The organism is Micromonospora sp. NPDC093277 (assembly GCF_044765245.1).
Classification (GTDB): Bacteria; Actinomycetota; Actinomycetes; order Mycobacteriales; family Micromonosporaceae; genus Micromonospora.
This window is the reverse complement of sequence record NZ_JBIWJO010000029.1, coordinates 1-13,009: the sequence shown is the minus strand read 5'-3', so window position 1 is coordinate 13,009 and position 13,009 is coordinate 1. Positions and strand designations below refer to the sequence as shown.

The window sequence follows — 13,009 nt, the reverse complement described above, 5'->3', positions numbered from 1 at the left end:
TCTCCGACGTGAACCGATCACCCGTCAGCTGCATACCATCACCCGAGTCACCAGCAAACCGGATCACCACCCGGTCCAACTGACGGATCTGCTTGCGACTACTCGCTGCCAGGGTCATATCGGTCCTCCACCCGGTACGGCCGGCCTGCCGTGTCGGCCTTCGCGGCGCGCGCGACGCCCCGGCCGACCCGCTCGCGGTGTCACCCGGGGGCGGAGGTCCGCCAACGCGTACGGGCGCCGGGGACAGCGAATCGCGTACGTCGGAATTCGGCAACCCCTACCTCCGCACCCCGATCCACCCCGGACGGCGTCCGATCCGGGGTGGGCTAGGGGTTCAGCGACGGCGGACGGCGTCGTTAGCGTGAGCCCGCAGGCCCAGTCCAGCTCGCGCTGCGGAAGGAATCTGATGACGGTCACCATCACCGCACCCCGCGCCGACGGGGCGGTCCACGCCGACCGGCGACCCGGCACCCGCCTGGGAAGCCTGCTGGACCCGGGCACCGTGGTGCCGCTGCACCCCGCCGACGACAGCGGCGTGAGCGCCGCCCGTGGTCGGATCAACGGCTTCCCGGTCGTCGCCTACTGCACCGACGCCAGCCGGATGGGTGGAGCACTCGGCGCCTCCGGGGCACAGCACATCATCGACGCGATCCAGCTGGCGCTGTGGAAGCACTGGCCGGTCGTCGGCCTCTGGCACTCGGGCGGCGCGAAGCTGGCCGACGGGGTCGAGTCGATGGACGGCGTGGGACGGATGTTCGCCATGATGACCAAGGCGTCCGGGCGGATCCCGCAGATCTCGGTGGTCCTCGGGCCGGCGGCCGGCGCGGCCGCGTACGGTCCGGCGCTCACCGACCTCGTGATCATGTCGGACGCGGCGCGGGTCTTCGTCACCGGCCCCAACGTGGTGCAGAGCGTCACCGGCGAGCAGGTCGACATGGAGTCTCTCGGTGGCCCGGCGGTGCACGCCCAGCGCTCCGGCGTGGCACACGTCACGACGACATCGGAGGCGGAGGCGTTCGCCCGGGCCCGACGGATCACCGAACTGCTCGCCCGGCCCGGTCACGTCGACCCGGGCCTGGTGGCCGAGCCACGGGACCTCCGGGCGCTGCTGCCAGCCTCCAGCCGGCGGGCCTACGACGTACGCCCGCTGGTGCGACACCTGCTCGACGAGGACGGTGACGCGCCGCCCTTCGAGGAGCTGCAACCGCGCTGGGCGCGGAACATGGTGACCGGGCTGGGCCGGCTCGCCGGGCGGACCGTAGGCGTGCTGGCCAACAACCCGCTGCGCAAGGGGGGATGCCTCGACTCGCAGAGCGCCGAGAAGGCGGCCCGCTTCGTCCGGATGTGCAACGCGCTCGGCGTACCCCTGGTGGTCCTGGTCGACGTGCCCGGCTATCTGCCCGGTGTCGGGCAGGAGTGGGAGGGGGTGGTGCGGCGGGGCGCCAAGCTGCTGCACGCCTTCGCCGAGGCCGAGGTGCCCCGGGTCACGCTGATCACCCGCAAGTCGTACGGCGGGGCGTACATCGCGATGAACTCCCGCTCGCTGGGCGCGACCGCGGTATTCGCCTGGCCGGAAGCGGAGGTGGCGGTCATGGGCGCGGAGGCCGCGGTGGGTGTGCTGCACCGGCGGGAACTGGCGGCGGCGCCGCCGGAGCAGGTCGACGAGCTGCGCGCGCGGCTGCTGGAGGAGCATCGCCGCGAGTCCGGCGGGGTGGGTCGGGCTCTCGCGCTCGGGGTGATCGACGAGGTGATCGACCCGGCGGACACCCGGCGGCGGCTGGCCGAGGCGGTCGCCGCCGCGCGGCAGCGGCGGGGCCGGCACGGCAATATTCCGCTCTGACGGCGTCCCTCCCCGGGGCCGGCCGACGGTGGTAACCCGCGCCGGCCCCTCGCGGTCGCGGTGGCGCGCCGGCGGTCCGGGGTACGCGTCGCCGCCCAGCGTCGTGGCGACACCGGGCGGCGACGTGCCGGTGGTCAGCGCGGGACCGCGGTGATTACCTCGGTCACCACCGCGAGGATCTCCTGCATCCGCTCGGTCAGATAGAAGTGCCCGCCCGGGAAGTACCGCACCTCGGTGGGGCCGGTGGTGTGGGCCCGCCACGCCTCCGCCTCGTCCGGCGTCACCAGCGGATCGGCCGTGCCGACCAGCACCGTCAGCGGGCAACGGAGCCGGACGTCCGGGCGCGCCTGGTAGGTCTCGATGGCACGGTAGTCGGATCGCAGCGCGGGGAGGATCATGCGCAGCAGTTCCTGGTCCTCCAGCAGCCGGTCGTCGGTGGCGCTGTGTCGCCGCAGCTCGGCCACGATCGCGTCGTCGCCGAGCTGGTGCAGGTTCTCGACCCGGGTCCGGCTGGGGGCCCGGCGTCCGGAGGCGAAGATGTGCAGCGGCGACAGCCCTCGGTCACGCTCGAGCCGGTGGGCCACCTCGAAGGCGAGGGTCGCGCCCATGCTGTGTCCGAAGAAGGCGGTCGGCCGCCAGTCTTCGTACGGGAGCGCCGCGGCGATCTGGTCGGCCAGCTCGTGGATGGAGTTCACCGCCGGGTCCCGGCGCCGTTCCTGGCGCCCTGGATACTGCACGGCCAGCACCTCGATGCGCGGCGCGAGCGCGCGGGACACCGGGAAGTAGAAGCTGGCCGACCCGCCCGCGTGCGGAAAGCAGATCAGCCGCATCGCGTCCGGGCCCGCCTCGTGGTAGCGGCGCGTCCAGATGTCCTGGGAAAAAGCCGTCGTCACCTGCATTCACCGTCCTGAAAAGGGGGGCCGGCCCGCCAGGTCCGGGAACCTGGACGGGCGGCGGGCGATACCGCCTCGATGGATTGTATTTGTTCGGCGCCCCGGATTCGGCCGGCCGATCAGCGACCACGACCGCCATTTCCCCAGCCCCAGCCCAGGATAGGGGTGCATTACGGGTGCCCAATCCCACAACTGCCAGCGATGATGAAAGGCGTCGATTCGCAAACATTTCCCGCAGCATGGGGGCAGCGATGACCAGTTCGTCCGAAAACGTCGTCGAAAACATGGTCGAGGCGGTTCTCGTCGGCGGACCGAGTGACCTCCCGGCAACCGTGCGGTCCCAGCTACTACCGCAAGACGGCGAGAAGGTGAAGATTCACCACCGGGGCGGTTACGAACACTTCGAACGGGACGGTGGCAGCTCAGCGTCGTCGCCGAGCCCGGTGGTGTTCCGGTGGACCACCCGTACCCGCGTGGCCGAATGATCGACGGCGGCCCCGACCGGCGACCTACCGGTCGAGCCGTGCGGTCCAAACTAGACAGACCTCGCAGGTCCGTCACAACTCGGCTAATGCGCAATTCCTGGCAGAATGCCCGGACGCCACCAACAACTCATTTCCCGCCAGCGCGGAAGTATGCCGCCGAGCGGAGCGCCCATCTTTTGGACACCCACCGCGATCGACACCTCACTCGGTGCTAGGATCGCGGTGGCATCGCCGCACGGTATGGGCCATTCTTCCGTTTGACAACGGCGAAGCACGCCCTCGCGAAACTGTCATCGAGCCCCAGCCCGCATGACAGTGATCTGTGCGCGTTCTGGCAGCGGACGGCAGGAGACTCGCCGTTAGAGACCTTCTTGCGGGGGGCGACGTGAAAGACGGCATCCGCCGAGCCATTGACGCCATTCGTGACCGATACGAGGAGCCGCTGAGCCTCGACGACCTGGCCCGGTCCGCAATGATAAGTAAGTTCCACTTTCTCCGGACCTTTCGTCGGGTCACCGGCGTCACGCCGGGGCGCTTCCTCTCCGCGGTCCGCATCCACGAAGCGAAGCACCTGCTCTCGACCACCAGCCTGAGCGTGGCCGACATCAGCATCCAGGTCGGCTACGGCAGCCTGGGCACCTTCACCCGCCGGTTCACCGAGTGCGTGGGGCTCTCCCCCACCGCCTACCGCCGGGTCGCGCAGGGCGAGCCGCTTCCCGAGGAAAGAGCTGGCGCTCACCCACTCCAGGAGCGCCCCGCCGGCAGCCTCTCCGGCGGAATCCACGCGGTCCCGCCGGCCGACTCGCCGATCTTCGTCGGCGTCTTCGACAGCCCCGTCCCTCGGGGACGTCCGGTCACCTCGGAACTGATCGAACAGCCGGGGCCGTTCCAGCTGGCCACCGTGCCGGCCGGGCGGTGGTATCTCCTCGCGGCCGCCGTCGGGCCGACCACCGACGGCCACACGACGCCGTCCCTGCTGTTGGGAATGTCCGACGAACTGCGGATCACCCCGGGGCGGCATGTGCAGGTCGAGCTGACCATCCGGCCGCCCGACTGGCGGTATCCCCCGTTGCTCTCCGTGCTGCCCGGCATCGAACGGCTACGCGTCGCGGCGTAGTGCGGCGCCGGGCCGGCCGCCCGGCGGCAGACCCGGTCCGTCCAGGGGCCCTGGTCCGGCGCTGGAACCGAGACGGAACGCCGGCCCGGCCGCGGAAACGCGGCCGGGCGGGTCGGCGATCCGACCCGCCCGGGACAGCGGACGATCAGTGTCGGGTGCAGCGGGAGGTGCCCACCGGGAACAGCTCCTCCGGAGCGGACTCCAGCCCCATGGAAATGTCGTTGTAGAGCTTCCCCGGGCCCGGCGAGTAGAGATCGTCCCGACCGATGTGGCGGAAGCCGTTGAACAGGTAGGTGCCGGTGAAGACGGCGTGCCCCGCCGTCACCTGCGGCGCCGTGCCGGCGCCCTGGCCGTCCGCGTCGTCGTAGTAGTAGGTGGTGAACTGCTGCGCCACCGGGTCCCAGCCGTAGACCTGCCGGGCGACGAGTCGCTGCGGGCTGGCCACGGTCGGCATCTGGAGCGAGCGCAGCTCGTACCAGTGCCCGCCCAGGATCTTCCGTACCGCCACATAGGTCGTGCCGGTCTCCGGCGGCTGGCCGTGCATCTGGGTGGTCACCACACACTTCCAGTTGCCGAGCATGAAGTCGAGCTGGCGCATCTGGGCCGGCGGCGGAGCGGCGGACCTGCTGAGCGCGAAGGCGTTGTCGCTGAGGTCGGGGAAGCTTTCCGGCGCGGCGCTGCTCGGTGCCCCGGCGCCGAGCACCATGGCGCCGAGCACGGCCGTCGCGCCGAGGGCCAGGCCACGGCGCAGCCGCGACCAGGTACGGCCCGGAACCGCCGCTTTCCGAGAATTCATTTTTCCTCCCGAATGGTTGGAAGCGGGTGCCGACACCGGTCGACCGGCCGCAATTCCTCGCGCCGCGGGGAACGCACGGCCTGAAGCGCCGGCGACGTCGTTCGCCACGATCGGGAGGAAGCAACGGGAAGCCCAGCCGGCACAAAAAGGTGTCGAACGGGAACGTAATGAAGGGCCATCGGCGAGTCAAGGCACAAGCACGGAGATACGCGGCATCGGCGCGCGACGCCGGGGCACCAGCCCGCGACCCGGGCGACATAAACCGTTACCGGACTGGGGTGAGCAGGGGTTGCACCCCGCTGTCGCGGGGTCGAAGTAGGGGTGCTAGGGGCTATCCGGGCCCGATTCCCGCTCCCTATCCTTGTCGACTGGGCAGGAAATTGTCCATGCCGGCGCCACACCATCTTATTTGCGGTCAGGCCGGACTGTCCTGCCCCCTCACAAATGTGGAAATGCGCTTCCGGGAAGGCATATCGGATTAGGCCGCCCGTCCACCAGAAGAGGAACCGAACATGGGGGAAGGCAGATGACCGGACCTGACGCGACGGCTTCCGAGGGAACCGGTCGGCCGTATCCGGTGGCGGTGGTCGGGCTGGCATGCCGGCTGCCCGGGGCGGCGGATCCGGGTGCCTTCTGGCGTTTGCTGACCACGGGCGCCAGCGCCCTGGGAGAGGTGCCCCCGGACCGGTGGAGCGGCCCGGTCGACGGCGGGGCCGTACGACAGGGTGGCTTTCTCGACGACATCGGTGACTTCGACGCCGGCTTCTTCGGCATCTCCCCCCGCGAGGCCACGGCGATGGATCCCCAGCAGCGGCTGATGCTGGAACTCGCGTGGGAGGTTGTCGAGGACGCCGGGACCACCCCGGCGGCCCTGGCCAGCACCCCCACCGGCGTCTTCGTGGGCGCGATCTGGGATGACTACGCCCACCTCACCTATCGGGGTGGTACCGAACTGATCACCCCGCACACCGTGACCGGCCTGCACCGCAGCATCCTCGCCAACCGGATCTCCTACCTGTTCGACCTGCGCGGTCCGAGCCTGGCGGTCGACACCGGGCAGTCCTCCTCCCTGGTCGCCGTCCACCTGGCCTGCGAGAGCCTGCGCAACGGTGAGTCCACAACGGCCCTCGCCGGAGGCGTGAACCTCGCCGTACTGGCGGAGAGCGCGATCGGCGCCGAACAGTTCGGCGGCCTTTCCCCCGACGGGCGGTGTTTCACCTTCGACGCGCGGGCGAACGGGTACGCGCGAAGCGAGGGCGCGGCGCTCGTTCTGCTCAAGCCCCTCGCGGACGCGGTCGACGCCGGCGACCGGATCTACTGCGTGATCGACGGCTCGGCAGTGGGCAACGACGGCGCGACCGAGGGGCTGACCGTGCCCGGCCGGCAGGGGCAGGAGCACGTGCTGGCCACGGCGTACCGGCGCGCCGGGGTGGACCCCGCCGAGGTGCAGTACGTGGAACTGCACGGCACCGGGACCCGGGTGGGCGATCCGGTGGAGGCAGCCGCGCTGGGTGCCGTCCTCGGCCGCCGGCGGGGCACGGCCGAACCGTTGCTGGTCGGGTCGGCCAAGACAAACGTCGGGCACCTGGAGGCAGCCGCCGGCATCGTCGGCCTGGTCAAGCTGGCGCTCTGCGTACGGCACCGCAAGCTGCCACCGAGCCTGAACTTCGTCTCGGCCAACCCGGACATTCCGCTGGAGGAGCTGGGCCTGCGGGTGCAGCGGGAGCTCACCGACTGGCCCTCGCCCGACCGGCCGCTGCGCGGTGGCGTGTCGTCCTTCGGCATGGGCGGCACCAACTGCCACCTGGTGGTCCGCGATGCTCCGGCCAGGGACACGGTCGAGGCGGCCGGTGGCGGCGGGGTGTCGTGGGTGCTGTCGGCGAAGACCGGGCCGGCGCTGCGCGCGTACGCCCGGCGGCTCGGGGCGTGGCTGGCCACGCAGGAGGACGTCACCCCTGCCGCGGTCGGTTCGGCGCTCGCCCGGCGGACCCGTTTCCCGCACCGGGCAGTGGTCACCGCCGCCGGCCGGGACGAGTTCGCCGCCGCGCTCGGCGCGCTCGCCGACGGGCGGCCGCACCCCCTCGCGGTCACCGGCGTGGCCGCCGACGCTCAGGGCACCGCCTTCTGTTTCACCGGGCAGGGCAGCCAGTACCCGGGCATGGGCGCCGACCTCTACACCACCAACCCCACCTACCGCGAAGCGTTCGACCAGGCGTGTGCGGCACTGAACCCCCACCTGGACCACCACCTCCAAGACGTGGTGTTCGCCGAACCCGGCAGCGAACTCGCAGCACTGCTGGACAGCACCGCCTACACCCAACCGGCGTTGTTCGCCCTGCACGTGGCCCTACACCGGGTCGCCACCAGCGAGTGGGGGTTACGCGCCGACTACCTCACCGGACACTCCCTCGGCGAAATCAGCGCCGCACACCTCGCCGGAGTGCTGACCCTCGACCACGCCGCCCTCCTCGTCACCACCCGCGCCCGACTCATGAACAGCATCACCACCCCCGGCGCCATGATCGCCCTCCAAGCCACCCACAACGAAGCTGAACAACTGATCAACGGCCACGACGGCGTCGCCATCGCCGCCGTCAACACCCCACACAACGTGGTCATCAGCGGCGACCGGGCCGCGTGCGAACAACTCGCCACCCAGTGGCGGGAACAGGGACGCAAGGCCACCGCACTCCAGGTCAGCCACGCCTTCCACTCACCCCACATGACCACCATCGCCGACGAATTCCACACCGCCGCCGCCAGCCTCACCTACACCCCGCCCAACCTGCCCGTCATCAGCAACATCACCGGACAACTCGCCGAACAACTCACCAACCCCGACTACTGGGTCCAACACATCCTCGCCCCCGTCCACTACGCCGAGGGCCTCACCGCGCTGCACGACCAGCACGGCGTACGGACCTTCGTCGAACTCGGACCGGACGGAACGCTCACCACCCTGCATGTCCGGACATTGCCGGGTGCGGTCACCGCGGCGCACGTCCTGCATCCGGAGCAGCCCGCGGATCGTTCGTGGCGCGCCGCCATCGCGGCGGTGCACGTCGCGGACGCCGGTCACGTCTGGCCGGTCGACGCGACCCGGCGCGACGACCCGCCGCACCTGCCGGGCTATCCGTTCCAGCGCCGGCGTCACTGGCTGGACACGCCGGCCGAGGCGCCGCGGCCACCCGTACCGGTGCCGGGGACGGCGGACGGCTCGGGTAGGGCGGGCCAGGCCGCGGTCGAGGTGCCGCCGCTACGCGACCAGGTACCCGCCCTCGACGAGTCGGACCGGCGGCGGCTGGTCCGCGACACGGTGCTCGACCATCTCGCGTTCACCCTCGGCCACGAGACGGCCGCCGGTATCGACCCCACCCGGACGTTCAAGGAGCTGGGGTTCGACTCGCTGATGGCGGTGCGGTTCCGCAACGATCTCGCGGCGGCGACCGGCTTCGACCTCCCGGCCGGGGTCACCTTCGACCATCCGACGCCCGACCAGCTGGTCGACTTCGTCGACCGGTTGGCGGTCGGCGGCCCGGGTCCCGTGGTGGCACTCGCACCGGCGACTCCGCTGGACGAGCCGGTGGCGATCGTGGGGCTGGCCTGCCGGTACCCGGGTGGGGTCGCGAGCCCGGAGCAGCTGTGGGACCTGCTGGTGGAGGGTCGGGACGCCATCGGCCCGCTACCCACCGACCGGGGCTGGGACCTGGAGGGGCTCTACGACCCGGACCCTGACACGCCCGGCACCACGTACGCCCGGGAGGGCGGGTTCCTCGCCGACGCCGCGGGCTTCGACGCCGCGTTCTTCGGGATCAGCCCGCGCGAGGCGATGGCGATGGATCCGCAGCAGCGGCTCCTGCTGGAAACCGCCTGGGAGAGCGTCGAGCGGGCCGGCATCGACCCGACCAGTCTGCGCGGCGGGCGGGTCGGCGTGTTCGTCGGAGCCATGTCGCAGGACTACGGCCCCCGGATGCACGAGGCGTCGGGTGACGTCGGCGGGTATGTGCTGACCGGTAGCACGACGAGTGTCGCGTCCGGCCGGATCGCGTACGCACTGGGTTTGGAGGGGCCGGCGGTCACCGTGGACACGGCCTGTTCGTCGTCGCTGGTGGCGATGCACCTGGCCGCGCAGGCGATCCGCAACGGGGAGTGCGACCTGGCCCTGGCCGGTGGCGTCACGGTGATGGCCACCCCGGGCATGCTCGTGGAGTTCAGCCGGCAGCGGGGTCTGGCCCCGGACGGCCGGTGCAAGCCGTTCGCCGCCGCCGCCGACGGCACCGGCTGGGGCGAGGGCGTCGGCCTGCTCCTCCTCGAACGACTCTCCACCGCACGCGAACACGGCCACCGGGTCCTCGCCGTCATCCGCGGCTCCGCCGTCAACCAGGACGGGGCCAGCAACGGCCTGACCGCCCCCAACGGTCCGTCCCAGGAACGGGTGATCCGGCAGGCCCTCACCAACGCGAGGTTGACCCCGGCGGACGTGGACGCCGTCGAGGCACACGGCACCGGCACCACCCTAGGCGACCCGATCGAGGCGGAGGCGCTGCTCGCCACGTACGGCCAGCGCCGCCGCGACGACCAGCCGCTGTGGCTCGGATCGATCAAGTCGAACATCGGCCACACCCAGGCCGCCGCGGGGGTGGCCAGCGTCATCAAACTGGTTCTCGCCCTGCGGCACCACCGGCTGCCGCACACCCTGCACCTCGACGCGCCCACCCCGCACGTGAACTGGGCCGCCGGGAGGGTCCGCCTTCTGGACCAGCCGGTCGACTGGGAGCGGAACGGACATCCGCGCCGGGCCGGAGTGTCCTCGTTCGGCGTCAGCGGCACCAACGCACACCTGATCATCGAAGAGGCCCCCACCGACGAACCAGCAACCAGCGGGCCGGAACGCACTGTCTCGGACGCCACCCCGACATCGGCGCAGCCGGCCGACAGGGGCGACACAGAGCTGACCGACCTGCCCGGCGGCGGCTGGGTGCCCTGGCTGCTCTCCGCGAAGACCGAAACCTCATTGCGGGAACACGGCCGCCGGCTACGCGACTGGGCCACCGACACCGACGACCTGGACCTGGCCGGCGTCGCCCACGCCCTCGCCGGACGCACCGCGTTCCCCCACCGGGCCGTGATCCTCGGCCGCACCGCCGACGAGATGCGCGAAGCCCTGACCGCACTGGTCGACGGCGCCGAACACGACAACCTCACCACCGGCCAAGCCCACGACAGCGGCAAAATCGCGTTCATCTACCCCGGCCAAGGCAGCCAATGGCCCGCCATGGCCCACCAGCTCTACCGCACCTCCCCCGTCTTCCGCGACAGCATCAACACCACGGACAAAGCACTGCGCCAGGTGGTGGACTGGTCGCTGCTCGACGTCATCCTCGAAAAGCCCGACGCGGCCAGCCTGGACCGGGTCGACGTCGTCCAACCAGTCCTCTTCGCCGTCACCACCGCCCTCACCACACTGTGGCGACACCACGGCATCACCCCCCACGCCGTCATCGGCCACAGCCAAGGCGAAATCACCGCCGCCCACACCACCACAGCCCTCACCCTCGACCAAGCCGCCCGACTCATCGCCCACCGCGGCCAAGCCCTCACCACCATCGAAGGCACCGGCGGCATGCTCGCCATCACCGGCCCCACCCCCGAACAACTACCCAACCTCCTCACCCAACTCGCACCCGACCACGCCACAGAACTACACCTCGCCGCCCACAACGCCCCCACCACCTCCGTACTCTCCGGCAGCTCGATCGCCATCCAAGCTGCACACACGGCCCTCACCGACCACGGCCTCACCGCCAAAATCATCCCGGTCAGCTACGCCAGCCACTGCCCCCACATCGACCCACTCCGGGCCGAGCTGACCAGCGTCACCATCGACCCCCGAGCCAGCGACACCGCCTTCTACAGCAGCACCCGCCAACAGACCGTCCCCGGCACCGACCTCACCACCGAATACTGGTGGGACAACCTGCGCCAACCCGTCCACTTCCACCCGACACTGCAACACCTGATCGCCGACGACCACCACACCCTCATCGAAATCAGCCCCCACCCCCTGCTCGCCCCCACCATCGACAACGACACCACCACCATCTGCCACACCCTCCGCCGCAACGCCGACCCCTGGCACACCCTCCTCACCAACACCGCCCAACTGCACACCCACACCAACCACCCGATCACCTGGACCCACCTGCTCCCAGCAACCCGGACCCACGCCACCCCACCCACCTACCCCTTCCAGCACCAGCCGTACTGGCTCACCGCGACTCCGGTCGGAGACACGCAACACCTCGGACTGCGGCCGAGCACGCACGCGCTCCTCGGCGCCGCGCTCACCACCGCAAGCAACGGCGAGGACCTGCACACCGCTCGGCTGTCCACCCGCACCCACTCCTGGCTGGTCGACCACACGATCAGCACCGGCTGTCTGCTACCGGCGACCGCGTTCGTGGACATCGCACTGCACGCCGGGGCGGCCACCGGGCACCACCACCTCGACGAGCTCACCCTGCACAGCCCGCTCGGCCTCGGCGAGCAGCCGACCGATCTCCAGGTCGCCGTCGGCGCCCCGGACGAGCGCGGCCGGCGGCGGCTGACCGTCCACTCCCGGCTCTCCGACGCCGCCGCCGAGATCGCCTGGACCCACCACGCCACCGCCGCCCTCGACGACGGCACGGGCGAGCCGGAACCGGCGCCCCTGTCGGCCTGGCCACCCGCCGGCGCCACCCCCGTCGACCTCGACGGCCTGTACCCGCGGCTCGCGTCGGCCGGCTACCACTACGGGCCCCTGTTCCAGGGCGTCCGCCGGGCCTGGCGGTCCGGTGAGGACCTGTACGCCGAGGTCACGCTGCCCGAGCCCGGCGACACCGACGGGTACGGTCTCCACCCGGCGCTGCTGGACGCGACTCTGCACCTGGCCGTTGACGCGATCGTGGCCCGGGAGCACGGTCGACTGTGGCTGCCCTTCTCCTGGTCCGGGGTACGCCGGCTCAGCAGCACCCCAGCAGCCAGCGCGCGGGTGCGTCTCAGCTGGCGGGGACCCCACGAGATCGCCCTCACCGTTCACGACGACGCCGGGCAGGCCATCTTCTCGGTGGACTCGCTGGCCTTCCAGTCAGTCACCGCGGCGCAGCTCGACGCGAGCCGGCAGACGTACGACGGTCGCCTGTGGCGGTTGGACTGGGTCCCGGTGCCCCTGCCCAGCGGGGCGGCCACCGACGGGTGGGTGATCGTCGGCGCGTCGACCTCCCGTTGGCAGCTGCCCTGCTACCCCGACCTGGATGCCCTCCACGAGGCCATCGCCAGTGAGGAGATCGCCGCGCCGGAGCAGGTCATTCTTCCGCTGGCCGAGCACAGCAGCGACGACGAGGCGGATGTGCCGGCGGCCGTGCACGAGGCGGCCGAGCGGCTGCTGCGTACCCTGCAGGCCTTCCTCGCCCATCCGACCTACACCGACGCGCGCCTGACCGTCCTGACGACCGGGGCAGTCAGCATCGGTGAGGGCGACGTGCTGACCAACCTGCCGGCCGCCACCTGCTGGGGTCTCGTCCGCACCGCACAGACCGAACACCCCGACCGCATCACCCTCGTCGACACCGACCACACCGAGGAGAGCGCCGCCGCGCTGCCCGCCACCATCGCGAGCCCTCAGCCGCAGCTGGCCCTTCGTGGCGGCACCCCCCACGCCGCTCACCTGGCCGCCGACACCAGCTCACCGGCCGTCCAGCCCTTCGGCGCAGGAGGCCTGGCCCGGCCCATCGACGCAGGGAGCACCACGCTCATCACCGGCGGCACCGGCACGCTCGCCCGACACACCGCCGCCCACCTCGTCGAAAACCACGGCGCCCGCCACCTGCACCTGGTCAG

Annotated in this window: 6 protein-coding genes; 4 read left to right on the top strand and 2 right to left on the bottom strand. The window is 71.3% G+C overall.

All coding sequences use genetic code 11. The annotated features are described in order from the left end of the window. Positions 1 to 406 precede the first annotated feature (406 nt). The gene (locus ACIRG9_RS31325; RefSeq protein ID WP_402864081.1) at positions 407 to 1,840 is read left to right on the top strand and encodes an acyl-CoA carboxylase subunit beta; all 1,434 of its coding nucleotides are present in this window, start codon (positions 407 to 409) and stop codon (positions 1,838 to 1,840) included. 134 nt (positions 1,841 to 1,974) lie between these two features. On the opposite strand, the gene ACIRG9_RS31320 is transcribed toward ACIRG9_RS31325, so the two are convergent. Continuing rightward, the gene (locus tag ACIRG9_RS31320; RefSeq protein ID WP_402864078.1) at positions 1,975 to 2,733 is read right to left on the bottom strand and encodes a thioesterase II family protein; all 759 of its coding nucleotides are present in this window, start codon (positions 2,731 to 2,733) and stop codon (positions 1,975 to 1,977) included. 251 nt (positions 2,734 to 2,984) lie between these two features. On the opposite strand from ACIRG9_RS31320, the gene ACIRG9_RS31315 reads away from it, so the two are divergent. Together ACIRG9_RS31315 and ACIRG9_RS31310 are read left to right on the top strand one after the other, a co-directional pair. Beyond that, positions 2,985 to 3,218, top strand: a complete 234-nt coding sequence (locus tag ACIRG9_RS31315; RefSeq protein ID WP_402864075.1) for a DUF5988 family protein — start codon at positions 2,985 to 2,987, stop codon at positions 3,216 to 3,218. 385 nt (positions 3,219 to 3,603) lie between these two features. Next, positions 3,604 to 4,335: a helix-turn-helix domain-containing protein gene (locus tag ACIRG9_RS31310; protein WP_402864073.1), complete on the top strand. Its 732-nt coding sequence runs from the start codon at positions 3,604 to 3,606 to the stop codon at positions 4,333 to 4,335. Positions 4,336 to 4,480: 145 nt separating this feature from the next. Here ACIRG9_RS31310 and ACIRG9_RS31305 read toward each other — a convergent pair whose 3' ends face one another. After that, positions 4,481 to 5,131 carry a DUF1579 family protein gene (locus ACIRG9_RS31305; RefSeq protein ID WP_402864070.1) on the bottom strand — a complete coding sequence of 217 codons (651 nt, stop codon included), beginning with the start codon at positions 5,129 to 5,131 and terminating at the stop codon, positions 4,481 to 4,483. Between the two features lie 526 nt (positions 5,132 to 5,657). Here ACIRG9_RS31305 and ACIRG9_RS31300 point away from each other — a divergent pair. Beyond that, on the top strand, positions 5,658 to 13,009 hold a 7,352-nt coding region (locus ACIRG9_RS31300), incomplete at its 3' end, for a type I polyketide synthase (protein ID WP_402864067.1).

Bases quoted from the DNA above. Each gene is read 5' to 3' on its own strand.
- ACIRG9_RS31315 (WP_402864075.1), top strand. From the start codon at position 2,985: ATGACCAGTTCGTCCGAAAACGTCGTCGAAAACATGGTCGAGGCGGTT.
- ACIRG9_RS31305 (WP_402864070.1), bottom strand. From the start codon at position 5,131: ATGAATTCTCGGAAAGCGGCGGTTCCGGGCCGTACCTGGTCGCGGCTG.
- ACIRG9_RS31325 (WP_402864081.1), top strand. From the start codon at position 407: ATGACGGTCACCATCACCGCACCCCGCGCCGACGGGGCGGTCCACGCC.